Genomic DNA, 24,897 nt, shown 5'->3' with positions numbered 1-24,897 from the left:
AGGGCGAGGGGTTGCGCGCCCCATCCGCCGCCGAACCGCCCCTCTCCGGTCAGCCCCGCGACAGGGTTTCGGGCAGGATCACGGTGAAGCGGCTGCCCTGCCCCTTGCGGCTTTCGATCTTCAGCCGGCCGCGATGGCGGTTCACGATATGCTTGACGATGGCCAGCCCCAGCCCGGTGCCGCCCTGGGCGCGCGAGCGATGCGTGTCGACGCGGTAGAAGCGTTCGGTCAGGCGCGGCAGGTGCATCTCGTCGATGCCCTCGCCGCGATCCTCGACATGGACCGCCCAGCCGGGACCGCGCAGCAGGGGTTCGTGGTCGATGCGGCGCATCCCCACCCGGACCAGCCCGCCCGAGGCGCCATATTTGATCGCGTTCTCGATCAGGTTCTGGAAGACCTGCACCAGCTGGTCGGGATCGCCCGGCAGGCGCTGGCGCTCCTCCAGCCCCTCGGTCTCGATCCGCAGGCCCGCCGCCTCGGCCTGCGGGGCCATGGTGGCGACGACCCCGCGCAACAGCAGCGGCAGATCCAAGAGCGTCGAGGGGCGGCGGCGTTCCTCGGACTGCACCCGGCTCAGCGACAGCAGGTCCTGGATCAGCCGGTTCATGCGCCCGGCCTCGCGCTCCATGATGTCCAGGAAGCGGTCGCGGGCGGCGGCGTCGTCGCGGGCCGGGCCGCGCAGGGTCTCGATGAAGCCGGTCATCGCGGTCAGCGGCGTGCGCAGTTCGTGGCTGACATTGGCGACGAAATCGCGGCGCATCTGCTCGGCCTGCTCGTCGGCGGTGCGGTCCTGCAGCACGATCATCGCGCCGCCGTCCAGCATCGCCGGCAGGGGCGAGACGGTGATTTCCGCCGCCACGTCGCGGCCGTCGGCGCCGATCACCGCGCGCAGGCGCACGGCGCCCTCGGCCGGGATCGGCAGGCCGGGATCGGGCACCGGCTCGGGATGGCGGTCGGGGGCCAGCACCCATTCCACCGCCTCCACGACAGCGGGATGGCGCACCACGGTGACGAAGGGGCGGTTCAGAAGGTCGTCGCCGAACAGCGCCTCGGCGGCAGGATTGGCGGCGATCATCCGCGCGCCGGCATCCACCACCAGCACCGGCACCGGCACGCCGTCCAGCAGGCCCGCGATGCGGCGCAGCCCCTCGCGCGTCATCCGACCGGCCGCAGCCCGGCGCGGAAGCGCGCGGCATTCGCCCGATAGCGCGCGGCCGCGGCCAGCAGGTCCTGCCGCGCCGCCTCGTCCAGCATCCGCACGACCTTGCCGGGCGCGCCCATGACCAGCGCGCCGGGCGGGATCTCCTTGCCCTCGGCGATCAGCGCGCCCGCCCCGATCAGCGCGCCCGCCCCGATATGGGCGCCGTTCAGGATCGTCGCCCCCATGCCGACCAGCGCGCCCGCGCCGATGGTGCAGCCATGCAGGATCGCGCGGTGGCCGATGGTGCAATCGGCGCCGATGGTCAGCGGCCAGCCCGGATCGGTATGGAGGACGCAGAGGTCCTGCACGTTGCTGCCGCGGCCCACCCGGATCTCCTCGTTGTCGCCGCGCAGCACCGCGCCCCACCAGACCGAGGCGCCGGCTTCCAGCACCACCCGCCCCATCAGCTGCGCATCCGGCGCGGCCCAGGCGTCATCGGCGATCTGCGGCGCGATGCCGTCCAGTTCCCAGATCATGCGCCCTGCTCCTCCATCAGGCCGCGCACGAAGGGCCCCAGCCCCGGCTGCCGTTCCCGCCGCAACCGTTCCGCGGTCAGGATGGCGCGCAGCTTCGCCTCGGTCTCGTCCAGGTCGTCGTTGACCAGCACATAGTCGTATTCCGCCCAGTGGCTGATCTCGGCGCGCGACTTCTCCATCCGCCCGGCGATGACCTGCTCGCTGTCCTGGCCGCGCGCGCGCAGCCGCCGCTCCAGTTCCGGCAGCGAGGGCGGCAGCACGAAGATCGACACCGCATGGGCGCCAAGCGCCGAGCCGCGGATCTGCTGGCCGCCCTGCCAGTCGACGTCGAACAGCGTGTCGCGGCCCTCGTTCATCGCCGCCTCGACCGGGGCGCGCGGGCTGCCATACAGGTTTCCGAACACCTCGGCATGTTCCAGCATCTGGCCCTGATCGACCAGCGCGCGGAAGGCCTCGGGCGTGGTGAAATGGTAATGCTGGCCGTCCACCTCGCCCGGACGCGGCGCCCGCGTCGTGGCCGAGACCGAGAAGCGCAGCACCGGGTCCCATTCCATCAGCCGCCGCGCCAGGGTCGATTTTCCGGCACCCGAGGGCGAGGACAGGATGATCAGAAGCCCGGTGCGCGTTTCCCGGCGCTCTGTCGGTATGCGATCCATCGGCGTATCCTCTGCGGCCTGCGTCCCGCAGCGGGATGGACCAGCCGCGCCAGCCGGTCAAGCCCCGCAAGATCCCCTGCGTCCTTAACCCTCTATTAACATACGACTCGGCATCGGCGGTCGTCGGGGTTATGGTCGGAACGGACAGGCGGCCGCGTGTATCGGCCGGCCGGTCGCGTGAACATGTGCGGGGGGTTGCGGAAACGTGTCCGAAGACGGCGGCGACGACAGGTGTCAGGCCTTGCATCACGGGGCCGAGGAAGCGCAGCTTCTGCGGATGGCGGATTACGGGCGGAACCAGCCGGCCCGGATCGTCCAGGATCTGCGCTGCTACTGGCAAAGCCTGCGGCGCGGCCACGCCGTCCCCGCCCGCGCCGATGTCGAGCCGCATGGCATCGGCCGGGCGCTGGACCATGCCTTCATCCTGGAACGGATCGCGCCGGGGGCCGCGCGCTTTCGCCTGGCCGGGCGCCACCTGATCGACCTGATGGGGATGGAGGTGCGCGGCATGCCGATCTGCGCGGTGCTGAGCCCGTCCTCGCGCGGACGATTCTCGGATGTGCTGGAAACCGTGTTCCGCGCCCCGCAGCTGGCGGAATTCCGGCTGCTGGCGCGCGCCGATTACGCGCGGCCCGAACTGACCGGCCGGATGCTGATCATGCCGCTGCGCTCGGATCTGGGCGACGTGACGCGCGCGCTCGGCTGCCTGGTCTCGGAGGGCGAGCCCGGCGCCGCGCCGCGCCGCTTCGATGTCGAGGCGGACGAGGTCCTGCCGCTGTTCGAGGGCGGCACGGTCATGACGCCCTCGCCGTCATTGTCTGTGCCGCGGCTGCGGCAGGGCTTTGGCGAAAGGCCCGCGCGGTTCGAGCGCGACCCCTGCCGCGAGGCCGCGCCGGGCAAGCCCTTCACGCCGGTGCCGACGCCGGCCGACATTCCCCAGACCCCGGCCGAACGGCGGGCGGCCTTCCGCGTCATCACCGACAACGGCGCGGCCTGAGATCGCGACCGCTCAGGCGGCCGGGACGACCCGCACCGCGCCGCCGCGCGCCGACAGCGCGATCTCGCCCGCCGCCAGCCGCAGCGCGTCCTTGCCGAAAACCTCGGCCCGCCAGCCCTTCAGCGCCGGCAGGTCGCGCTCGCCCGTGGCGATGGCGTCCAGCTCGGAGGTCGAGGCGATCAGCTTGGGCGCCACGCCCGCCGCATCGGCCTTGGCCTTCAGCAGCACGCGCAACAGGTCCGACAGCGCGGCATTGCCGGGCCGGCCCGGTTCCTCGCTTTTCGGCTGCGGCAGGTCCTTCGCCTCCAGCCCGGCCTTGACCGCCGCCAGGATGCCCGCCGCGATCTCGCCCTTGCGGGCCTCGCGCAGCAGCAGGCGCGAGCGGCCCAGATCGGCCTCGGTCGCGGGCTTGGTCGAGGCCAGCTCGATCATCGCGTCATCCTTGAACACGCGCGATCGCGGAATGTCGCGATCCTGCGCATAGGTCTCGCGGAAACGCGCCAGTTCGCGCAGGATGGCCAGGAAACGCGGCGAATTGGTGCGGGTGCGGACCTTCTGCCAGGCATCCTCGGGCCGGGTGATATAGGTCTCGGAGCTTTCCAGCACCGCGATCTCCTCGGCCAGCCAGCTTTCGCGGTCGTTGCGCTTCAGCTCGGCCGACAGGAATTCGTAGATCGCGCGCAGATGCGTCACATCGGCCAGCGCATAGGATTTTTGCGCATCCGACAGCGGCCGGCGCGACCAGTCGGTGAAGCGCGAGGACTTGTCCAGATTGGCCCGCGCGATCTTGCGCACCAGCGTCTCGTAGCCGACCTGCTCGCCGAAGCCGCAGACCATGGCCGCGACCTGGGTGTCGAACAGCGGCTGCGGGAACAGGCCCGCATCGTGGAAGAAGATCTCCAGGTCCTGCCGCGCGGCGTGAAAGACCTTGACCGTGCCTTCGTGGCGGAACAGGTCGTAAAGCGGCTCCAGCGACAGCCCGCCGGCCAGCGGATCGACCAGCACCGCCTCTCCTCCGGGCAGCGTGGGGGTCGAGGCGGGCGGCAGCGCCAGCTGGATCAGGCACAGCTTCGACCAATAGGTCCGCTCGCGCAGGAATTCCGTGTCGACGGTGACATAGGGGGCGGATTTCGCGGCCTCGCAGAACAGGGCGAGGTCTTCGGTCTTCGTGATGGTGATGATATCGGCGCTCATGCAGCTCTTTCGGATTGCGGCGGGTCATCCGCCAATCCGACCGCCATAATAGCATGATCGCGCTTTGGGAAGGGCAGTGTTGCTGCCGTAACCTTACGGAAAGCAGGAAAAGCACATGCGACCGCGCATCCCCTACAGTGGCGGGATGTCGCCCCCGGCCCGCTGCGCGTGGAAATCGGCGACGAAATCGTCCAGCCGGCCCTGGGCGATGGCGCCGCGCAACCCGGCCATCAGTTCCTGATAGTAATGCAGGTTGTGCCAGGTCAGCAGCATCCCGGAAATCATCTCCTGCGCGCGGAACACATGGTGCAGATAGGCGCGCGAATAGCCCCGGCAGGCCGGGCAGGTGCAATGCTCGTCCAGCGGGCGCGGATCGTCGGCATGGCGGGCGTTCTTGATGTTGAGCTGCCCGCGCCGGGTCCAGGCTTGCCCGGTCCGCCCCGATCGCGAGGGCAGCACGCAATCCATCATGTCCACGCCGCGCACGACGGCGCCGACGATGTCGTCGGGCTTGCCCACGCCCATCAGATAGCGCGGCTTGTCGGCCGGCAGGAAGCCGGGGGCATAGTCGAGGACGCCGAACATCGCCTCCTGCCCCTCGCCCACGGCCAGCCCGCCGATGGCATAGCCGTCGAAGCCGATCGAGGTCAGCGCCTGGGCGCTTTCCTCGCGCAATTCGCGGGTGACGCCGCCCTGCATGATGCCGAACAGCGCATGTCCCGGCCGGTCGCCGAAGGCGTCGCGCGACCGCTGCGCCCACCGCATCGACAGGCGCATGGATTGCGCCACGGTTGCCTCGTCTGCGGGCAGGGCCGGGCATTCGTCGAAGCACATCACGATGTCGGATCCCAGCAGGCGCTGGATCTCCATGCTGGTTTCAGGCGAAAGCAGGTGGCGCGAGCCGTCGATATGGCTGGCGAAGGTGACGCCTTCCTCGGTCAGCTTGCGCAGGCCCGCCAGGCTCATGACCTGGAAGCCGCCGGAATCGGTCAGGATCGGCCGGTCCCAGTTCATGAAGCGGTGCAAGCCCCCCAGCCGGGCGATGCGTTCGGCGCCGGGCCGCAGCATCAGGTGATAGGTATTGCCCAGCAGGATGTCCGCCCCGGTCTGGCGCACCGATTCCGGCAGCATCGCCTTGACCGTGGCGGCGGTGCCGACCGGCATGAAGGCGGGGGTGCGGATCTCGCCGCGCGGCGTGTGGATGGTGCCGGTGCGGGCGGCGCCGTCGGTGGCGGAAAGCGTGAAGGCGAAGCGGTCGGTCATGGCGCGTCCTGGGGGTTGGGCCGCGCGTGCTTAGCGGCTTTGGCGGGCTTGCGCAACGCGGCGCTCTGGACCCATGGGCGAGGGTGCCCTATATAACCGACGAATTGACAGGATGACGCCATGACCGAGCCCCTGATGGAAGGCGCGCCGCTGATCCGGCCGTCGAGCACCGAACACCCGCTGTACGAGCAGGTGGTCGAGGCCTGCAAGACCGTCTACGACCCCGAAATCCCGGTGAACATCTACGATCTGGGACTGATCTACACGATCGAGATCAGCGACGACAGCGAGGTGCGGGTGATCATGACGCTGACCGCGCCGGGCTGCCCGGTCGCCGGCGAGATGCCGGGCTGGGTCGCCGATGCGATCGAGCCGCTGCCGGGCGTCAGGCAGGTCGATGTCGAGATGACCTTCGAGCCGCAATGGGGCATGGACATGATGTCCGACGAGGCGCGGCTGGAACTGGGCTTCATGTAGGCTTGCCGCCGCGCGTGTGGTGAAAGCCGGGGGCTGTCTGCCCCGTCGCCGGCTGGTTCTTGAACCAGTGGCGCACCAGCCGGCGACCCCCGAGGATATTTGGGCCAAGATGAACGGGCGCCGGATCGGGTCCGGTCAGAGTGCCATGTCGTCGCGGTGGACCAGCGCGGCGCGGCCGGGATAGCCGAGGATCTCCTCGATCCGGGCCGAGCGGTGGCCGGCGATGCGCCGGGCCTCGTCGGCGGTGTAGCGGGTCAGGCCGAGGGCGAGGGTTTCGCCCGCCGGGCCGGTGATCGAGACGGGATCGCCGCGGCCGAAATGGCCGCCGACCCCGCGCACCCCCGCCGGCAAGAGCGATTTCCCGCCGCGCAGCGCCTTCATGGCGCCTTCGTCGATAACCAGGGTGCCCTTCGGCTTCATTGCCGCGATCCAGCGCTTGCGTGCCGCCTGCGGGTCGCTTTCGGGCAAAAACCAGCTGGCCCGCGCGCCCTCGGCGACGGCGGAAAGCGGGCGCATCACCGAGCCCTCGGCGATGGCCATCGCGCAGCCGCCGGCGATGGCGGTGCGCGCCGCCATCAGCTTGGTCTTCATGCCGCCCTTCGAAAGCCCCGAGACCGGATCGCCGCCCATCGCCTCGATCTCGGGCGTCAGCGCCGCGATCACCGGCAGGTGGCGCGCGGCGGGGTCGGTCTTGGGATTGGCGGTATAGAGCCCGTCCACGTCCGACAAGAGCAGCAGCTGGTCGGCGCCGCAGGTCACCGCGATCTGGGCGGCGAGGCGGTCATTGTCACCGAAGCGGATCTCGTCCGTGGCGACGGTGTCGTTCTCGTTCACGATCGGCACCACGCCGAGACCCAGCAGCGTCTGCAGCGTCGCGCGGCTGTTGAGATAGCGGCGGCGGTCGGCGCTGTCCTCCAGCGTCATCAGCACCTGCGCCGTGGTCACGCCATGCGGCGCCAGGGCTTCCTCGTAGGCGCGGGCAAGGCGGATCTGGCCGACCGCCGCCGCCGCCTGCGCCTGTTCCAGCGACAGCGTGCCCTCGGGCAGGCCCAGCACCCGGCGCCCCAGCGCGATCGAGCCCGAGGAGACCAGCGCCACGTCCGCGCCGCGACGGCGCCATTCGGCAACATCGTCGCAGAGCGCCCGCAGCCAGCCGCCGCGCAGCCCGTCCGGGCCGACCAGCAGGGCCGAGCCGATCTTGATGACCAGCCGGCGGGCATTCCTGAGCGACGGGGCCTGCTGGGAAGGGGTCAGGGCTGCCATGGCTGGTCGGGCCGTTCTTCCGCATCGGGCTTGCGCGTGGGTTCGATCCGCGACCAGAGCGCGCGCAGCACCTCGGTCACGCCGGTCTTCGCCACGCCCGACATGGTCATGACCGGCCCGCCGATCTCGGCCTCCAGCGCGGCGCGGCGTTCGGCGATGGTCTCATCATCCAGCGCGTCGATCTTGTTCAGTACCGTGACGCGCGGCTTCTCCATCAGCACCGGGGAATAGGCCGCAAGCTCGGTCAGGATGGTGCGGGCATCAGACGCGACATCCTCGGAGGTGCCGTCGACCAGGTGCAGCAGCACGTTGCTGCGCTCGACATGGCCCAGGAACTGGTCGCCGAGGCCCCTGCCCTCGCTGGCGCCCTCGATCAGGCCAGGAATGTCGGCCATGACGAATTCGCGCCCGTCCACGCCGACCACGCCCAGGTTCGGGTGCAGCGTGGTGAAGGGATAGTCGGCGATCTTGGGCCGGGCGTTCGACACGGCGGCCAGGAAGGTCGATTTCCCGGCATTGGGCAGGCCCACCAGCCCCGCATCGGCGATCAGCTTCAGCCGCAGCCAGATCGTGCGCTCGACCCCCGGCTGGCCGGGATTGGCGTTCCGGGGCGCGCGGTTGGTCGAGGTCTTGAAATGCAGGTTGCCCCAGCCGCCATTGCCGCCCCTGGCCAGCAGCACGCGCTGGCCGACCTCGGTCATGTCGGCGATGACGGTGTCCTCGTCCTCTTCCAAGATCTCGGTGCCGACCGGGACCTTCAGCACGATGTCATCGCCCGACTTGCCGGTCATCTGGCTGCCCATGCCGTGCTGGCCGGACTTGGCGAAGAAATGCTGCTGATAGCGAAAGTCGATCAGCGTGTTCAGCCCCTCCACGGCCTCGGCCCAGACATCGCCGCCGCGCCCGCCGTCGCCGCCGTCGGGGCCGCCATATTCGATGAACTTCTCGCGCCGGAAGGACACGCAGCCGGCCCCGCCCCCGCCCGAGCGGATATAGACTTTGGCCAGATCCAGAAATTTCATCGCATGGGCTCCTTTGCGCCACGCGATACGCGGATGCGGGGCGGCGCGCAAGAGCCGGGCGGGGGCCGGACGGGGATGGCAATCCGGGCCGCCCTGCCTATCTAGGAGGAAAGGAGACCGCGATGATCCATTTCGACAACAGCTATGCGCGCCTGCCCGAGGGCTTCTTCGCGCGGGTGAAGCCCACACCGGTGGCCGAGCCGCGCCTGCTGGCACTGAACGAGCCGCTGGCGGCGCGGCTGGGGCTGGACGCGGAATGGCTGCGCGGGCCCGAGGGGCTGGCGATGCTGGCCGGGAACGGCCTGCCCGAGGGGGCCGAGCCGATCGCGCAGGCCTATGCCGGGCACCAGTTCGGCGGGTTCGTGCCGCAGCTGGGCGACGGGCGCGCGGTGCTGCTGGGCGAGGTCGTGGCGCCGGACGGCGCGCGCTTCGACATCCAGCTGAAGGGCAGCGGGCCGACGCCGTTCTCGCGCCGGGGCGACGGGCGGGCCTGGCTGGGGCCGGTGCTGCGGGAATACCTGGTCAGCGAATTCATGGCGGCGATGGGGGTGCCCACGACCCGCGCGCTGGCCGCGGTGGCGACGGGCGAGACGGTCTGGCGCGAGGATGGCCTGCCCGGCGCGGTGCTGACCCGCGTGGCGGCCAGCCATATCCGCGTCGGCACCTTCCAGTATTTCGCCGTGCGCGGCCAGCAGGACGCGCTGGCGGCGCTGACCGATCACGTGATCGCACGGCATTACCCGCAGGCGAACGGCCCGCTGTCTTTCCTGGACGGCGTCGTCGCCCGCCAGGCCGAGACCATCGCGCATTGGATGGCGCTCGGCTTCATCCACGGGGTGATGAATACCGACAACATGGCCGTGTCGGGCGAGACCATCGACTATGGCCCCTGCGCCTTCATGGACGGCTATCATCCCGATACGGTGTTTTCCTCGATCGACCATGCCGGGCGCTATGCCTGGGCGCAGCAGCCGCAGATCGCGGTCTGGAACCTGGCGCAGCTGGCCACCTGCCTGATCCCGCTGATGGGCGAGCGCGAGGCGGCGATCGAGGCCGCGACGCGCGCGGTCCACGGCTTCGCGCCGCTCTACCAGGCGGCGTGGCTGCGCCGCTTCGGCGAGAAGTTGGGGCTGGCCGGAGCGGGTGCCGAGATGCAGCAGATGATCGAGGAGCTCTTGACCATCATGGCCCGGCAGCGGGCGGATTTCACCCGCGTCTTCGCCGGGCTGGCCGATGGCAGCGCCGCGGCGGAATTCGACGACCCCGCCCCCTTCGCGGCATGGGAGAAGACCTGGCGGACGCGCGATCCCGATCCGGCGCTGATGGCCCATGCCAATCCGCGGCGAATCCCCCGCAACCACCGGATCGAGGAGGCGATCGCCGCCGGCGTGGCGGGCGACATGGCGCCCTTCCAGCGGCTGTTCGCGGCCGTGACCCATCCGCGCGAGCTGCACGAAGATTGGGCAGATCTGGCGCTGGCGCCGCGCGAGGAGCAGATCGTGCGGCGGACTTTCTGCGGGACCTGAGAAAAACCGCCCCGAAGAGGGGGGCTTTGCCCCCCGCCCTCTTGCAGAGGGCGCCCCCCAAGGTATTTTCGCAGGAGTGCGAGGGGAACGACGCGACTTGCTGAGACTGGCCAGCTATAATCTGCACAAATGCCGTGGACTGACCGGCCCGCATGCCCCCGAGCGCAATCTGGCGGTCATCCGGGACCTGAAGCCCGACATCATCGCCCTGCAGGAGGTCGATTTCCGCTTCGGCGCGCGGCCCGAGGCCTTGCCGCGCGGGCTGATCCGCGAGGAGACCGGGCTGGTGCCGGCCGACCTGGCCCGGCGGACGGGCGAGAACTCGCTTGGCTGGCACGGGCAGACCATCCTGATGCGGCCCGACCTGGCCGAGCAGGCGGTGCTGCGCCGGCTGCCGCTGCCGGGGCTGGAGCCGCGCGGCGCGGTGGCGCTGCGCCTGCCGGGGCTGACGGTGATCGGGCTGCATCTGGGGCTGGCGCGCGCCTCGCGCCGCCAGCAACTGGCGCGGATCACCGCCCAGGCCTCGCGCATCGCCGAGGACCATATCGTGCTGATGGGCGATTTCAACGAATGGCGCGACGATCGCGGGCTGGAATCGCTGGCCGGTTTCCAGGTGATCGCGCCGGGCCCGTCCTATCCGGCGCCCCTGCCCCGGCTGCGCCTGGACCGGATCGCCATGAGCCGCAACCTGGAGCTGCTGGACTCCGGGGTCTTCAAGGGGGCCGGGGCGCGGGATGCGTCCGACCACCTGCCGATCTGGGCAGAGATCCGTCTGCCCTGAAATTGCGGCTTCCCGATCAGCCCCCGCCCGGCTATGCAGGCCGCGACTGAAGTTCGAAGGAGAGGCCCATGACAGCCATCATCGACATATTCGCCCGCGAGATCCTGGACAGCCGCGGCAACCCGACCGTCGAGGTCGACGTGACGCTGGAAGACGGCACGATGGGCCGGGCGGCGGTGCCCTCGGGCGCGTCCACGGGCGCCCATGAGGCGGTCGAGAAGCGCGACGGCGACAAGGCGCGCTACCTGGGCAAGGGCGTGCTGGAGGCGGTGGCCGCCGTCAATGGCGAGCTGGCCGAGAACCTGATCGGCGAGGACGCGACCGAGCAGCGCGCCATCGACGCGCTGATGATCGAGCTGGACGGCACCCCCAACAAGGCCCGGCTGGGCGCCAATGCGATCCTGGGCGTGTCGCTGGCCGTGGCCAAGGCCGCCGCGGATGCCTGCCAGCAGCCGCTTTTCCGCTATGTCGGCGGCACCTCGGCGCGGATCCTGCCGGTGCCGATGATGAACATCATCAATGGCGGCGAACATGCCGACAACCCGATCGACATCCAGGAATTCATGATCATGCCGGTCAGCGCCGGCAATATCCGCGAGGCCGTGCGGATGGGCTCCGAGGTGTTCCACACGCTGAAGAAGGAACTGTCCGCGGCGGGCCTGTCGACCGGCATCGGCGACGAGGGCGGCTTTGCGCCGAACCTGTCCAGCACCCGCGACGCGCTGGACTTCATCCTAAAGGCGGTCGAGAAGGCCGGCTACAAGCCCGGCGACGACATCATGCTGGCGCTGGACTGCGCCTCGACCGAATATTTCAAGGGCGGCAAATACGAGATGGCCGGCGAGGGCAAGTCGCTGAGCCCGGCCGAGAATGTCGACTACCTGGCCGCGCTTTGCGCCGACTATCCGATCCTGTCGATCGAGGACGGCTGTTCCGAGGACGACTGGGAGGGCTGGAAGCTGTTGACCGAGCGCCTGGGCGGATCGGTGCAGCTGGTCGGCGACGACCTGTTCGTGACCAACCCGGCGCGGCTGGCCGAGGGGATCGCCAAGGGCTGCGGCAATTCGCTGCTGGTCAAGGTCAACCAGATCGGCACGCTGTCCGAGACGCTGGACGCGGTGCGCATGGCCGACCGTGCGGGCTTCACATCGGTGATGTCGCACCGCTCGGGCGAGACCGAGGACGCCACCATCGCCGACCTGGCGGTGGCCACCAATTGCGGCCAGATCAAGACCGGCTCGCTGGCGCGGTCCGACCGGCTGGCGAAATACAACCAGCTGATCCGCATCGAGGAAATGCTGGGCGCAACCGCCGAATATGCGGGACGCAGCATCCTGCGCTGAGAGGCGCTGCCGATCACCCCGATCGCGACGCCCGCGGGTTTCCGGCCCGCGGGCGTTCTGCTGCCCGGCGGTCATTCTGCGACGCAGCGTAGCCCCTTGTCCGGCCAGCGGAATTTTCCGCCTGCCGATGCGAAACTGGCCTCGACAGACGCGGTGCCGCCGCTAAACTGTCCAGCGTCAATCAGGGCAGATGTCCCCTGGGCCCGATGGGTCGGAATGCTTCAGCGGAGGAAATAGATGACAGACAGCAAGAAGTTCGACCGCCGGTCGTTCATGGCGCGCGCGACCGTCGGCGGTGCCGCCGCGGCTGCCGGGACGGCATTGGCCGCGCCCGCCATCGCGCAGGACATGCCCAATATCAACTGGCGCCTCGCCTCATCCTTCCCGATCTCGCTCGACACGATCTATGGCGGCGCCACGGAACTGTCGCAGCGCCTGCAGGAGGCCACCGACGGCCGCTTCAGGATCCAGGTCTTCTCGGCGGGCGAGATCGTGCCCGGCCTCGACGCGATCAACGCGGCGACCGACGGCACCGTCGAATGCGCGCATTCTGTGGGCTATTACAACTGGGGCAAGGACCCGGCCTTCGCCTGCGGGGCCGACCTGCCCTTCACCTTCTCGGCCCGGTCGAAGAACGCCTACAACTACCAGGGCGGCGGGATCGAGAATTACAACGAATTCCTGGAAAAATACAACCTGATCAGCTTCCCCGGCGGCAATACCGGCACCCAGATGGGCGGCTGGTATCGCAAGGAAATCAACAGCCTGTCCGACATCCAGGGCCTGAAGATCCGCATCGCCGGCCTGGCCGGGCGGGTGCTGGAGAAGATGGGCGCGGTGCCCCAGCAGCTGGCCGGCGGCGACATCTATCCCTCGCTGGAACGCGGCACGATCGACGCGGCGGAATGGGTCGGCCCCTATGACGACGCCAAGCTGGGCTTCCACAAGGTCGCGCCCTATTACTATTATCCCGGCTTCTGGGAAGGCGGCCCGACGGTCAGCTTCTTCTTCAACAAGGGCAAGTGGGACGAGCTTCCCGATGTCTACAAGTCGCTGCTGAAGACCTGCTGCCAGGCGGTCGATTCCAACATGCTGGCGAAATACGACATGAAGAACCCGACCGCGCTGAAGGAACTGGTCGGCGAGGGGGCGCAGCTGCGTTCCTTCAACGAGGAGATCCTGACCGCCGCCTACCAGGCCTCGAACGAGGTCTATGCCGAGCTGTCGGCCCAGAACGAGTCGTTCAAGACGCAATACGAGGCGATGCTGGCCTTCCGCGACGACTGGTACCTGTATCAGCAGACGGCGGAATATACCTTCGACACCTTCATGATGATCCAGCAGCGCAACGGCGTGCTGGCGCAAAGCGAAGGCTGATCGCCCCTCGCGCCGACGGTCCCGGCCGCCGGCGCATCCCGAACCCCGAAGGCCGCCGTCGCCGCATGGCGGCCTTTTCGATTCCCCCCGCCCGGCCGGCATGGAAAAAGGCGCCGGGGATCCCTGGCGCCTTTCGCTGTGTTCGGGGCTCAGTTGCTGCCGCCCAGCCCCGGCGGCGGGCCGCCAAGGCCAAGCCCGCCGCCCAGGCCGTTGTTGCCCTGCGGCTCCTCGGTCTGGGGCGCGGCGGGGGTGCCGCCCGGCGCGGGCGTCGTCGTCGTGCCGCCCGGCGCCGCGGGACCGCCCAGGCCACCGAAGCCGCCAAGCCCGCCCAGACCGCCATTGCCGCTGGACGGGATCTGGATGCGGATATTCGAGGTATCCGCCACCGGGCCCTTGTAATGCATCACGATTTGCGGGAAGGCGATGACCACGCCGACCATGACGATCTGCAGCGCCACGAAGGGCACCGTGCCGCGATAGATGTCGGCGGTCGAGACCGCGCCGATCCGGCCGCCGGTGATCTTGTCGATATAGGATTTCCGCGGCGCCACGGATCGCAGGTAGAACAGCGCGAAGCCGACCGGCGGGGTCAGGAACGAGGTCTGCATGACCACCGCCAGGATGATCCCGAACCAGACCAGGTCGATCCCCAGCGCATTCGCCGCCGGGATCAGCAGCGGCACGATGACGAAGGACAGCTCGAAGAAATCGAGGAAGAAGGCCAGAAAGAAGATGATCGTCGCCACCGCCAGCAGGAAGCCGTATTCGCCCCCCGGCAGCGCCGTCAGCAGGTCCTTCACCCAGATATGGCCGTTGATCGAGTAATAGGTCAGCGAGAAGACCGTCGCCCCGATCAGGATGAACATCACGAAGGAGGACAGCCGCACCGTCGCCAGCAGCGCCTGGTTGACCACGTTGAAGGTCAGCCGCCGCTTGATCCCGGCCAGGATCAGCGCGCCCATCGCGCCCATCGCGCCGCCCTCGGTGGGCGTGGCGATGCCCAAAAAGATCGTGCCCAGCACCACGAAGATCAGCGCCAGCGGCGGGATCATCACGATGATGACCTGCCGCGCCAGGTTGGACAGCAGGTTCAGCCCCAGCCAGCCGTCGGCCAGCGCCATCATCAGCAGCACCAGCACCGCGATCCCCGCCGACCAGATGCCGGCATTGGCGCCCAGATCCTCGGCCAGATACCAGCGGGCGACGAAGAAGACCCCGATGGCGATGGCGAAGGCGACCAGCAGCGACACGACGCCGGATCCCAGCGTGCGCACCTCGGGCGGCAGGGCCGGCATGGATTTCGGCCGCAGGACCGACAGCACCAGCACATAGACCAGGTAAAGGCCGGTCAGCGCCAGGCCGGGCAGCAGCGCCGCGCGATACATGTCGCCGACCGAGCGGCCCAGCTGGTCGGCCAGCACGATCAGCACCAGCGAGGGCGGCAGGATCTGCGTCAGCGTCCCCGCTGCCGCGATCACGCCGGTGGCCAGCCGCCGGTCATAGCCGTAGCGCAGCATGATCGGCAGCGAGATCAGCCCCATCGAGATGACCGAGGCCGCGACCACGCCGATCGTCGCCGCCAGCAGCGCGCCGACCAGCACCACCGCCAGCGCCAGACCGCCGCGCATCGGGCCGAACAGCTGGCCCACGGTTTCCAGCAGGTCCTCGGCCATGCGCGATCGTTCCAGGACGATGCCCATGAAGGTGAAGAAGGGAATGGCCAGCAGCGTGTCGTTGCGCATGATGCCGAAGACCCTGTCCCCCAGCGCCTGCAGCAGGTTCCAGCCCAGGTTCACCTCGGTGCTGTGCGGGGTCAGGAAGACGCCGATGAAGAAGAACAGAAGGCCGTTCGCGGCCAGGGCGAAAGAGATCGGATAGCCGAACAGAAGAAAGACGGCCATCGAGACGAACATGATGGGCGCCAGGTTGTGCGCAATAAGGTCGATCACTGCTTCGCCTCGCGATTGGGGTCGGTTTTCCGGTCGTTCTCGATGATCTTGCCCGGATCCTCGACATCCAGCTGCGCGGCCAGCAATTCCGCCTCGCGCTGCGCGATTTCCTCCAGCGATTCATGGGCATGTTCGTCGGGGATCAGCCCGCGCATGACGGCGATCTTCTTGATCAGCTCGGACAGGCCCTGGACGAACAGCAGGATGAAGCCCGCCAGCAGCGCCGCCTTGGCCGGCCAGACGATCAGCCCGCCGGCATTGCTGGAGATCTCGCCCGTGCGCCAGGAACTCATCAGCGAGGGATAGATCAGCCAGATCATCAGCCCGGTGAAGGGCAGCAGGAACAGGACCGTGCCCAGAAGGTCGATCCAGTGCTGCGTCCGGCGCGACTTGCTGCCATAGATGATGTCGATGCGGACATGCTCGTTTTCCAGCAGCGTGTAGGCCGCCGCCAGCATGAAGGCCGCGCCGTAGAGATACCATTGCAGCTCCAGCCAGGCATTCGAGGAGATGCTGAAGATCTTGCGCACGATGGCATTGATCGCGCTGACGAAGACCGCCACCAGGATCAGCCAGGCCACGCTGCGCCCGATGAACGAGTTGATGCGGTCGATGCCGCTCGATAGGGCCAATAGCCCGCCCATAGGAGTTCCTCCCGTGTCATTCCTGCCGGCTTTCCACCGGTTCCCTGCGCAGCGGTATGCGGGAAGGCCCGATAGCGGTCAAGATTTTCCGTTTCGTCATGTGGAAAGGGCAAAAGCGGCCAGCATCGCGGTTTCGCAGGCCAGCCCGCAGGCGCCCAGCACGTCGCCGCTCTGCCCGCCGATCCAGCGCATCGCCTGGCGCATGACCAGCCCGGCGGCCAGCGCGCCGGCCAGCGCGGCCCAGGCCGCGCCGCCGCCCGAGGGCAGCAGCGCCAGGACCCCGAGCGCCAGCGCCACGGCAAGGGCGCCCGCCCCGGCACGGCCGGCTGTGCGGCCCAGCCCGTCGGGGCGGGCGGGGGGCAGCAGCGCCGCCGCCGCGACGATGGCCGCGCGCCCGCCCGCCGCCGCGGCGATCAGCTGCCACGGCCCCAGCACGCCGATCGCGGCGATGCGGACCCCTGTGGACAGCAGCAGCGCCATCATCCCATAGCTGCCGATATGGGAATCGCGCATGATGCGCAGCTTCTCGGCCCGGTCGCGCCCGCCCGCCGCATCGGCGAAATCGGCCAGCGCGTCCTCGTGCAGCGCGCCGGTGAACCAGACCGCCAGCGCCACCGACAGCACCGCCAGCAGCATCGGCGGGCCGGGCAGCATCAGCGGCAGCGCCGCCACCGCGCCGATCAGCGCCCCGACCAGCGGAAAGGCCCAGAGACTGTCCGACAGCGGCAGGACGCGCGGCGGCAGGGCGCGTCCAAGCGGCAGGCGGGTCAGGAAGACCAGCGCCAGCAGCAGCTGGTGCCACCTAGTCAACGCCCGCCCCGATACCGGCCTCGGCGAAGGTCGCCATGCCGTCATGGCAGGCCAGCGCGCCGCGCAGCACCATCAGCGCCACCGCCGCGCCCGAGCCCTCGCCCAGCCGCATGTCCAGCGACAGGACCGGCCGCATCCCCAGCGCGGCGATCAGGCGGCGGTGGCCGGGCTCGGCGCTTTCATGGCCGATCAGGCAATGGGCCAGCGCGCCCGCGTCGTCGCGCAGCAGCACCGAGGCCGCCGCCGTGCAGATGAAGCCGTCCAGGATCACCGGCAGGCCCAGCTGGCGCGCCCGCATCACCGCGCCGCAGATCGCCGCCTGCTCGCGCCCGCCGAAGGCGGCCAGCGTGGCCGCCGCGCTGTCCGGCCGGTGGCGCGCCAGCCCTTCGGCGACCGCGCGCAGCTTGTTTCGCAGGATCGCACCCTCGGCGCCGGTGCCGGGGCCCACCCAGTCCGCCGGCTGGCCGCCGAAGCCCGATGCTGCCTGGACCGCCGCCACGGTCGAATTGCCGATCCCCATCTCGCCCAGCAGCAGCACATCGGCGCCCGGATCGACCGCCGTGGCGCCCGCCTGCATGGCCGCCTGGACCTCGGCCGCCTCCATCGCGGCGCCAAGGGTGAAATCGCGGGTCGGGCGCTCCAGCTCCAGCGGCAGGACCGACAGCTCAGCCCCGGCCACGCGGCACAGCTGGTTGATCGCCGCCCCGCCGGCGCGGAAGTTCCGCACCATCTGCGCCGTCACCTCGGCCGGGAACGGGTTCACCCCCTGCGCGACGATGCCGTGATTGCCCGCGAAGACCAGCGCCTGCGCGCGCTCCAGCCGCGGGCGGGCGCGTCCCTGCCAGCCGGCCATGAACAGGGCCAGCTCCTCCAGCCGCCCCAGCGATCCGGGCGGCTTGGTCAGCTGGTCCTGCCGCGCCCGCGCCGCCTCGGCCGCCGCATGGTCAAATTCCCGCATCCGATCCCTCCTGCGGCGGCTTCACGCGCAGGGGCTGGCCGCAGACCGCGAACCAGACCTCGTGCGCGGCCTCGGCCACCGCCTGGTTCATCCAGCCATGTTCGTCGCGGAACCGCCGCGCCAGGGCGTTGTCGGGCACGATCCCCAGCCCCAGCTCGTTCGTCACCAGCACCACCGGATCGCGCTGCCCGCGCAGCGCCGCGACCAGTTCCGGCACATCCGCCGAACCGAGGCAGTTGGACAGCCACAGCGTCAGGCAATCGACCAGCCGCACCCCCTGCCCGTCCGTCGCCCGCAGCGCCCCCGCCAGGTCGCGCGGCGCCTCGAGGGTCGTCCAGCCCTTGCCGCGCCGCTCGCGATGCAGCCGGATCCGCGCCGACATTTCCTCGTCGAAGGCCTCGGCCGTGGCGATATAGATGCGCGGCCGGCCATGGCGCAGCGCCAGCCGCTCGGCCAGCGCCGACTTGCCCGAACGGGCGCCGCCCGTCACCACAGAGATATGTCCGCCCCCGTTCATGGCCCGCATCTGTTCCACAAGAGCGCCGCCTTGGGAAGCGGCTTCATCGCTTTACGGCGCGCCCGGAATGCGCCATTCCCACGCCATCGCCCGCCCTGCCGACAGGAGGAACCGACATGACCAAGCTGTTCGCCACGACCGCGCTGGTCGCCTCGCTTGCCCTGCCCGCCCTGGCCGTCCAGCCCGCCGAGGGCGAGCTGCTGGCGGAAAGCCAGAGCTTCGCCTTCTGGCTGCCGGATGCGGTCGGCACGCTGGACCCGGCCAGGCATGCCGGCACCGAGACCGCCGACCTGCTGCGCCAGCTGTTCGAGGGGCTGATGAACGAGGACGCAACCGGCGCCATGGTGCCGGGCGTCGCCGAAAGCCATCAGGCCAGCGAAGACGGGCTGAGCTGGACCTTCCATCTGCGCGAGGCCCGCTGGTCGAATGGCGATCCGGTGACGGCAGGCGATTTCGTCCATGCCTGGCGCCGGGTGGTGGCGCCCGCGACGCAATCGGAACATGCGCGGGTCTTCCAGCTGATGAACGTGGCGAACGCGGCCCGGATCGCGGCGGGCGACATCCCCCCCGAGGAGCTGGGCGTGTCGGCGCCGGACGACCGCACCCTGCGGGTAAGCCTGGCCGCGCCCACGCCGCATTTCCCGAAGATGCTGTCCCATCCGGCCACCTTCCCGGTGCCGCGCACCGTGATCGAGGCCGAGGGCGAGGACTGGACCCAGCCCGGCAAGCTGGTCGGCAACGGCGCCTTCACGCTGCAGGACCACGATCCGGGGGCAGAGATCACGCTGGCCAGGAACCCCGAATACTGGGACGCGGGCGGCGTGGTGATGGACAGCGTCCGCGCCGTCACCGTGAACGACATCACCGCCGCCCTGGCCCGCTATCGCGAGGGCGAGCTGGACCGCGTGCCGATCCCCGCCGGGCAATTTCCGCATCTGCGGCAGCAGTTCCCCGATCACGCGGTCGCGCTGCCGGTCGCCTGCACCTATGCCTATGTCTACAACCTCTCGGACAAGGGACCCGAGGCGCTGAAGGATGTCCGCCTGCGCCGCGCCCTGTCGCTGGCGCTGGACCGCGACCGGCTGGTCAATGACGTGCTGCAGGGCGGCCAGCGGCCCGCCGCCAGCTGGACCCATTGGGCCATCGAGGGCTTCGCGCCGCCCGAAACCGGGCCCGGCCAGGCCGAACGGACCGCCCGCGCCCGCCAGCTGCTGGCCCAGGCGGGCCGTGGCCCCGACAATCCGCTGGGGCTGGTGCTGCAATACAATACCGACGAGAACCACAAGCTGCTGGCCGTCGCCGTGCGGCAGGCCTGGAAGGAGCTGGGCGTGGACCTGGCGCTGAACAATCTCGACTGGAGGACCCATGCCGAGCGGATGGAAAGCCAGGATTTCGACATCGCCCGCTATGCCTGGTGCGCCGATTACAACGCGCCCGCGGCCTTCCTCGACTGGTTCCGCAGCGATGGCCCGAATATCGGCAAGTGGTCGAATGCCGAATACGACCGGCTGCTGGCCGAGGCGCGGACCGCCGCCGATCCCGCCCCGCTCTACGCCCGCGCCGAAGCAATCCTGGCCGAGGAGGCGCCCGCCGCCTTCCTCTATCACTATGCCCGCGCCGAGATGATCCGCCCCGCGATCCGCGGCCTGCCCACCGAAAGCGCGACCGGAAACTGGTATGCCAAGGACCTCTATCGCCTGGCGGACTGACCGGCCGATCCGGCGCGGGGCCTTTCCAAGCCGCGCCCGGACTGGTAACGGACGGGCTTCTTCGGCAGGAATGCAGGCGAGGTGCGCATGGAGCCCGTGAACATCATCGGCGCCGGTCTGGCAGGGTCCGAGGCCGCCTGGCAGGTCGCCCGCGCGGGCGTGCCCGTGATCCTGCACGAGATGCGCCCCCTCGTCGGAACCTTCGCCCACAAGACCGGCGACTGCGCCGAGATGGTCTGCTCGAACAGCTTCCGCTCGGATGACGACGTGATGAACGCGGTGGGCCAGCTGCATTGGGAGATGCGGGCGGCGGGCGGGCTGATCATGGCCATGGCCGACCGCCACCGCCTGCCCGCCGGCGGCGCGCTGGCCGTGGATCGCGAGGCCTTTTCCCAGGCCGTGACCGAGACGCTACGGGCCGAGCCGCTGATCCAGATCCGGCCGGGCGAGATCACCGACCTGCCGGCGGATGGCAACTGGATCGTGGCGACCGGGCCGCTGACCTCGGACGCGCTGGCCGGCGCGATCCGCCGGGTGACGGGGACCGAGGCGCTGGCCTTCTTCGACGCCATCGCGCCCATCGTCCATGCCGAGACCATCGACATGTCGGTGGCCTGGGAACAGAGCCGCTACGACAAGGGCGAATCTGATGCCGAGCGCCGCGCCTATATCAACTGCCCGATGACGCGCGCGCAATACGAGGCCTTCATCGACGCGCTTCTGGCCGCCGAGAAGACCGAGTTCCGCGAGGGCGAGACCGCCGGCTATTTCGACGGCTGCCTGCCCATCGAGGTCATGGCCGAACGCGGCCGCGAGACCCTGCGCCACGGCCCAATGAAGCCCGTGGGCCTGACCAATGCCCACAAGCCGCAGGAAAAGCCCCATGCGGTGGTCCAGCTGCGCCGGGACAACGCCCTGGGGACGCTGTATAATATCGTCGGCTTCCAGACCAAGATGAAATACGGCGCGCAGGCGCAGGTCTTCCGCATGATACCGGGGCTGGAAAATGCCGGCTTCGCGCGGCTGGGCGGGATCCATCGCAACAGCTTCCTGAATTCGCCGACGCTGCTGGACGACCGGATGCGGCTGCGGACACGCCCGAACCTGCGCTTTGCCGGCCAGGTCACGGGGGTCGAGGGCTATGTCGAAAGCGCCGCGATGGGCCTTCTGGCCGGGCGGATGGCGGCGGCCGAGGCCCGCGGCACGGACCTGGCGCCCCCGCCCTTCACCACGGCGATGGGCGCGCTGGTCAACCACATCACCGGCGGGGCCGAGGCGAAGACCTTCCAGCCGATGAACGTGAATTTCGGCCTGTTTCCGCCGCTGGACGATGCGCGCGGCGGCCGTCGCGGCCGCAAGGACCGCTATCCGGCCTATACGCAGCGCGCCAAGGACGATTTCACCGCATGGCTGGCGGCCCGATAAGACGCACGCGCTTCGCGCCCTCGCCCACCGGGCTGTTGCACCTGGGCCACGCCTATGCCGCGCTGGTCGCCGCGCGCGAGGCCAGCCCCGGCCAGTTCCTGCTGCGCATCGAGGATATCGACCGCGACCGCTGCAAGCCGGAATACGAGGCCGCGATCCTTCAGGACCTGGCCTGGCTGGCCCTCGACTGGCAGCAGCCCGTCCTGCGTCAGTCTGATCGGATGGCGGCCTATCGCGCCGCGCTCGACCAGCTCGCGCCGCTCTGCTATCCCTGCCGCTGCCGCCGCGGCGACATTCGCGCGGCGCTGTCGGCCCCGCAGGAAGGCGCGCTGCCCGCCGGCCCCGACGGGCTGGTCTATCCCGGCACTTGCCGCGGCCGCGCGCTGGCCGATGCCGGCCCCGAGGACGTGATCCGGCTGGACGTGGCCCGCGCCTTCGCGGCGCTGGGGCTGGACCGGATCGGCTTTCGCGACGAGGCGATCCTGCCCGGCCAGGACCATGTCCTGACCCGCGACCAGTTCCTGGAAGGCATCGGCGACGTGATCCTGTCGCGGCGCGGCATGGGCACCTCCTACCATCTGGCGGTGGTCGTCGATGACGCGGCGCAGGAAATCAGCGTGGTGACGCGCGGCAAGGACCTGTTCGATTCCACATGGATACACGTCCTTCTTCAGAAATTGCTGAACCTGCCGACGCCGCTCTGGCACCATCACCGGCTGATCCGCGACGATGCCGGAAGGCGGCTGGCCAAGCGCGACGACGCCCGCGCCATCCGCCACTACCGCGAGGCCGGCGCCGGCCCGCAGGACATCCGCCGCATGGTCGGCCTCTGATCCCTGCTTTGGTCCTCAAATATCCCGGGGGAGTCGCCGGCACGGCGACGGGGGCAGCGCCCCCTCAACCCGCCATCGGCTCCGCGATGACGACCTCGGCCCCCTCACGGATCGCGGTATAGAAACAGCTTCGCCGGTTGGTGTGGCAGGCCGGCCCGGTCTGGCGCACCAGCACCAGCAGGCAGTCGCGGTCGCAATCGACCCGCAGTTCCACCAGCTCCTGCACATGGCCCGAGCTTTCGCCCTTGACCCAGAACGCGGCCCGCGACCGCGACCAATAGGTCACCCGCCCGCTCTCCAGGCTCCGCGCGACGGCCTCGGCATTCATCCAGGCCATCATCAGCACCTCGCCGCTGGCCACGTCCTGCGCGATGGCGGGGATCAGGCCGTTGGCGTCATATTTAAGGCTTGCGGGATCGAACATCGGGTTTCCTTTCGCCAAAGCCGCCCCTATCTAGGATGGATCGCAGGCGCGGGAAAGGACCGATGGCCGATACCGATCTGATGCAGCTCTACTCGCGCCGGATCCTGGCGCTGACCACGGCCATTCCGCACCAGGGACGGCTTGCCTCACCCCAGGGCAGCGCCATGCGCCGGTCGCCGCAATGCGGCTCGTCGGTCACGGTGGATGTCGCGCTGGACGGCGGCCGGATCGCCGAATTCGCGCAAGAGGTGCGGGCCTGCGCCCTGGGCCAGGCCTCGGCCGCGGTGCTGGGCGCGGCGGTCATCGGCCGCACGCGGGACGAGATCGCCGCCGCCCGCGACCAGCTTCTGGCCATGCTGAAGCAGGACGGCCCGCCGCCCCTGGCGCCGTTCCAGGATCTGGAGACCCTGCTGCCCGCCCGCGGCTATCCCAACCGCCATGCCTCGATCCTGCTGGCATGGGAGGCCACGCTGGCCGCGATGGACGAGGCCCTGGCCGCCGCCGCCTGACCTTGCGCCCCGAAAGCCCGCCAAGAAAAAACCGGCCCTGGAAGGGGCCGGTCAAGTTGCGCGTGCAGGGGACAAGCGGGCGCACAGGCGGTGGCGCCGCATTCGCAACGCGGGGCAGAAACCGGAACAAGGCAGGGGTCAGGCCTGCAGGATCGCAGGCAGCCAGAGCGTGACAAGCGTCGTCACCGAGATGGCGGCAACACCCATGAGATCGAAGAAAAGGTCGCGGGACATGGCGGTTCTCCTGTTTGTTGCTGGTTTGTTCTCACATCGCGGCGATTCGGTAAAGAACTTTTTAAGAACATTTAACGGATTCCTGCGATGCGCGTCCGGGCCAGCCAGCAGCCCCCTCGTCTATCCCGCCGCCGCCAGCGTCCAGCCCGGCAGGGGATCGCCGTCGCGGGCAGGATCGAAGACGCGCTCGGCGCCCTCGGTCCCGCCCATGCCGACCGGCTCGTAGCTGCGGCAGATCTGCCATGCCAGCTGCCAGAAATAGGCGGCCTGCTCGCGGCTGACGCCCTTCTCGACATGCAGCCGCGGCCGCGCGGCCAGATCGACCTGGTAGAGCCCGGTCGCGACCAGCGCGGCCAGGCCATAGCCGGCGATGCCGTTGGGGTGGATGTCGTCCGTGAAAAGCCCTGCCATGTCGCGGATCCCCGGCACCGCGCCCTTCCGCAGGTCGTCATGGACCCGCGCCATCCACAGATGGCCGGGAAACAGCCAGACCCGCCAGTCCCCCGGCAGCGCGGGATAGAGCTGGCGCATCTTCCAGGACGCATAATCCGCCATGAACTTGAAGCTGCGCCCGTATTCCGGCAGGCAGGCGCGGAAATCGCCGACCGGCCCCCAGGAGGGACTGTCGGGCCAGCCATGCAGCGAGGGCCAGATCGACCACAGGATGACGTCCAGCGCGCCCTGCCCGCCATTGCCGTTCTCGATCGCATTGGCGGTGAAGCGGCACAGATAGTCCAGCGTCTCGGCCATCCATTCCGCGTCGGGGGCGTGATGGGCGCGCGGCGGCGGGCCGCCCTCGGTGATCATCAGCGTATCGAAGCGGCCGATGTCGCTGCGCGCATCGTCGCCGCCCGACAGGTCGCGGTGATGGTTCCAGCGCCAATGCAGCGGCGCGCCCGGAATGGTGGACTTGACCACATGGGTCTCGCCCCAGTCCTCGGGCCGCATCAGGGTGTTGCGGATGCTGCGCAACGCGCCGGGCCATTCGCCGGAATGCACATAGGCATCGGTCAGGCTGTGGCCGCTGTGGATGCTGCGCGAGAGCCCGGTCGAGGCGGGGCGCGGAAAGGCCGGGGCCTGCGCGCGCAATGTCCCGGCCGTCAGGGGAAGCGCCGCCAGACCGCCCAGCAGGACCGCCCTGCGCGACATCCGCGATCCTGCAATCCCGACCATCCGGCACCCCCACGCTCGTTACAACGGGGCCGAGGATGGGGCAATCCGGCGGCGGACTCAATATGCCGCCGGGGCGGGATCGCGTCATTGTCAGCCGAAACCGGCATTTGCATCGCCCCGCTTTCGGGATAGGTTC

24 protein-coding genes are annotated in these 24,897 nt (G+C 69.7%); 10 read left to right on the top strand and 14 right to left on the bottom strand.

The window, feature by feature from the left end; all coding sequences use genetic code 11:
- Positions 1-49: 49 nt before the first annotated feature.
- The 3 genes from C9E82_RS09390 to gmk are packed head-to-tail and all read right to left on the bottom strand — an operon-like array spanning position 50 to position 2,333.
- Positions 50-1,159 (bottom strand): sensor histidine kinase, encoded by a 1,110-nt coding sequence (locus C9E82_RS09390; protein ID WP_119899345.1) that lies wholly within the window; start codon positions 1,157-1,159, stop codon positions 50-52.
- On the bottom strand, positions 1,156-1,677 hold the full coding sequence (locus C9E82_RS09385; protein WP_119899343.1) for a gamma carbonic anhydrase family protein: 522 nt from the start codon (positions 1,675-1,677) through the stop codon (positions 1,156-1,158). Before C9E82_RS09385 ends, C9E82_RS09390 begins: the two co-directional genes overlap by 4 nt.
- Entirely contained in the window at positions 1,674-2,333 is a 660-nt protein-coding gene (gene gmk, locus C9E82_RS09380) for a guanylate kinase (RefSeq protein WP_119899340.1), read from the bottom strand. The genes C9E82_RS09385 and gmk overlap by 4 nt, the downstream gene beginning before the upstream one ends.
- 205 nt (positions 2,334-2,538) lie before the next feature.
- Between gmk and C9E82_RS09375 the strand changes: the two genes are divergently transcribed.
- Positions 2,539-3,330, top strand: a complete 792-nt coding sequence (locus C9E82_RS09375) for a PAS domain-containing protein (RefSeq protein ID WP_244936010.1) — start codon at positions 2,539-2,541, stop codon at positions 3,328-3,330.
- 12 nt (positions 3,331-3,342) lie between these two features.
- Here C9E82_RS09375 and rnd read toward each other — a convergent pair whose 3' ends face one another.
- Both rnd and tgt read right to left on the bottom strand, forming a co-directional pair.
- Positions 3,343-4,524 carry a ribonuclease D gene (gene rnd, locus C9E82_RS09370; RefSeq protein ID WP_420849840.1) on the bottom strand — a complete coding sequence of 394 codons (1,182 nt, stop codon included), beginning with the start codon at positions 4,522-4,524 and terminating at the stop codon, positions 3,343-3,345.
- 132 nt (positions 4,525-4,656) lie between these two features.
- On the bottom strand, positions 4,657-5,787 hold the full coding sequence (gene tgt, locus C9E82_RS09365) for a tRNA guanosine(34) transglycosylase Tgt (protein ID WP_119899338.1): 1,131 nt from the start codon (positions 5,785-5,787) through the stop codon (positions 4,657-4,659).
- Positions 5,788-5,907: 120 nt separating this feature from the next.
- On the opposite strand from tgt, the gene C9E82_RS09360 reads away from it, so the two are divergent.
- Positions 5,908-6,264, top strand: coding sequence for an SUF system Fe-S cluster assembly protein (locus C9E82_RS09360; RefSeq protein ID WP_119899336.1), 357 nt, complete (start codon positions 5,908-5,910; stop codon positions 6,262-6,264).
- A gap of 135 nt (positions 6,265-6,399) precedes the next feature.
- Here the strand turns inward: C9E82_RS09360 and proB are convergent, their stop codons facing one another.
- Both proB and obgE read right to left on the bottom strand, forming a co-directional pair.
- Positions 6,400-7,527, bottom strand: coding sequence for a glutamate 5-kinase (gene proB / locus C9E82_RS09355; protein WP_119899334.1), 1,128 nt, complete (start codon positions 7,525-7,527; stop codon positions 6,400-6,402).
- Positions 7,515-8,549: a GTPase ObgE gene (gene obgE, locus C9E82_RS09350; protein ID WP_119899332.1), complete on the bottom strand. Its 1,035-nt coding sequence runs from the start codon at positions 8,547-8,549 to the stop codon at positions 7,515-7,517. The genes proB and obgE overlap by 13 nt, the downstream gene beginning before the upstream one ends.
- 122 nt (positions 8,550-8,671) lie before the next feature.
- Between obgE and C9E82_RS09345 the strand changes: the two genes are divergently transcribed.
- The 4 genes from C9E82_RS09345 (at position 8,672) to C9E82_RS09330 (ending at position 13,576) form a co-directional block, all read left to right on the top strand.
- A complete protein-coding gene (locus tag C9E82_RS09345; protein ID WP_119899329.1) occupies positions 8,672-10,075 on the top strand; it encodes a protein adenylyltransferase SelO in 1,404 nt (467 codons plus the stop codon).
- A 76-nt stretch (positions 10,076-10,151) separates the two neighbouring features.
- Complete coding sequence (locus tag C9E82_RS09340; RefSeq protein ID WP_244936009.1) at positions 10,152-10,856, top strand: endonuclease/exonuclease/phosphatase family protein; 705 nt, start codon at positions 10,152-10,154, stop codon at positions 10,854-10,856.
- Positions 10,857-10,924: 68 nt separating this feature from the next.
- Entirely contained in the window at positions 10,925-12,199 is a 1,275-nt protein-coding gene (gene eno / locus C9E82_RS09335) for a phosphopyruvate hydratase (protein ID WP_122449249.1), read from the top strand.
- 237 nt (positions 12,200-12,436) lie between these two features.
- Positions 12,437-13,576: a TRAP transporter substrate-binding protein gene (locus C9E82_RS09330; protein ID WP_119898635.1), complete on the top strand. Its 1,140-nt coding sequence runs from the start codon at positions 12,437-12,439 to the stop codon at positions 13,574-13,576.
- A 149-nt stretch (positions 13,577-13,725) separates the two neighbouring features.
- On the opposite strand, the gene C9E82_RS09325 is transcribed toward C9E82_RS09330, so the two are convergent.
- From C9E82_RS09325 to cobU, 5 genes are all read right to left on the bottom strand, one after another.
- Positions 13,726-15,525: a TRAP transporter large permease gene (locus tag C9E82_RS09325; RefSeq protein ID WP_119898636.1), complete on the bottom strand. Its 1,800-nt coding sequence runs from the start codon at positions 15,523-15,525 to the stop codon at positions 13,726-13,728.
- Positions 15,522-16,169: a TRAP transporter small permease subunit gene (locus C9E82_RS09320; RefSeq protein WP_119898637.1), complete on the bottom strand. Its 648-nt coding sequence runs from the start codon at positions 16,167-16,169 to the stop codon at positions 15,522-15,524. The genes C9E82_RS09325 and C9E82_RS09320 overlap by 4 nt, the downstream gene beginning before the upstream one ends.
- Before the next feature lie 96 nt (positions 16,170-16,265).
- On the bottom strand, positions 16,266-16,979 hold the full coding sequence (locus C9E82_RS09315) for an adenosylcobinamide-GDP ribazoletransferase (RefSeq protein ID WP_240643576.1): 714 nt from the start codon (positions 16,977-16,979) through the stop codon (positions 16,266-16,268).
- Positions 16,972-17,937: a nicotinate-nucleotide--dimethylbenzimidazole phosphoribosyltransferase gene (cobT, locus tag C9E82_RS09310; RefSeq protein WP_119898639.1), complete on the bottom strand. Its 966-nt coding sequence runs from the start codon at positions 17,935-17,937 to the stop codon at positions 16,972-16,974. The genes C9E82_RS09315 and cobT overlap by 8 nt, the downstream gene beginning before the upstream one ends.
- Positions 17,924-18,454 carry a bifunctional adenosylcobinamide kinase/adenosylcobinamide-phosphate guanylyltransferase gene (gene cobU / locus C9E82_RS09305; protein ID WP_119898640.1) on the bottom strand — a complete coding sequence of 177 codons (531 nt, stop codon included), beginning with the start codon at positions 18,452-18,454 and terminating at the stop codon, positions 17,924-17,926. Before cobU ends, cobT begins: the two co-directional genes overlap by 14 nt.
- A 116-nt stretch (positions 18,455-18,570) precedes the next feature.
- On the opposite strand from cobU, the gene C9E82_RS09300 reads away from it, so the two are divergent.
- The 3 genes from C9E82_RS09300 (at position 18,571) to gluQRS (ending at position 22,421) form a co-directional block, all read left to right on the top strand.
- Positions 18,571-20,163, top strand: coding sequence for a peptide ABC transporter substrate-binding protein (locus tag C9E82_RS09300; protein ID WP_119898641.1), 1,593 nt, complete (start codon positions 18,571-18,573; stop codon positions 20,161-20,163).
- Between the two features lie 87 nt (positions 20,164-20,250).
- Entirely contained in the window at positions 20,251-21,588 is a 1,338-nt protein-coding gene (trmFO, locus tag C9E82_RS09295) for a methylenetetrahydrofolate--tRNA-(uracil(54)-C(5))-methyltransferase (FADH(2)-oxidizing) TrmFO (RefSeq protein ID WP_119898642.1), read from the top strand.
- The gene (gluQRS, locus tag C9E82_RS09290) at positions 21,570-22,421 is read left to right on the top strand and encodes a tRNA glutamyl-Q(34) synthetase GluQRS (RefSeq protein ID WP_119898643.1); all 852 of its coding nucleotides are present in this window, start codon (positions 21,570-21,572) and stop codon (positions 22,419-22,421) included. The genes trmFO and gluQRS overlap by 19 nt, the downstream gene beginning before the upstream one ends.
- Before the next feature lie 64 nt (positions 22,422-22,485).
- On the opposite strand, the gene hisI is transcribed toward gluQRS, so the two are convergent.
- The gene (gene hisI, locus C9E82_RS09285; protein WP_119898644.1) at positions 22,486-22,845 is read right to left on the bottom strand and encodes a phosphoribosyl-AMP cyclohydrolase; all 360 of its coding nucleotides are present in this window, start codon (positions 22,843-22,845) and stop codon (positions 22,486-22,488) included.
- A 62-nt stretch (positions 22,846-22,907) separates the two neighbouring features.
- On the opposite strand from hisI, the gene C9E82_RS09280 reads away from it, so the two are divergent.
- Entirely contained in the window at positions 22,908-23,354 is a 447-nt protein-coding gene (locus C9E82_RS09280; protein ID WP_119898645.1) for an iron-sulfur cluster assembly scaffold protein, read from the top strand.
- Positions 23,355-23,708: 354 nt separating this feature from the next.
- On the opposite strand, the gene C9E82_RS09275 is transcribed toward C9E82_RS09280, so the two are convergent.
- Positions 23,709-24,737: a hypothetical protein gene (locus tag C9E82_RS09275; protein WP_119898646.1), complete on the bottom strand. Its 1,029-nt coding sequence runs from the start codon at positions 24,735-24,737 to the stop codon at positions 23,709-23,711.
- Positions 24,738-24,897 lie beyond the last annotated feature (160 nt).

The sequence above is a fragment of the Paracoccus sigandri genome, assembly GCF_003709565.1.
Classification (GTDB): Bacteria; Pseudomonadota; Alphaproteobacteria; order Rhodobacterales; family Rhodobacteraceae; genus Paracoccus; species Paracoccus siganidrum.
The sequence above is the reverse complement of the archived record's forward strand: the minus strand, read 5'-3'. Positions and strand labels throughout refer to the sequence as shown.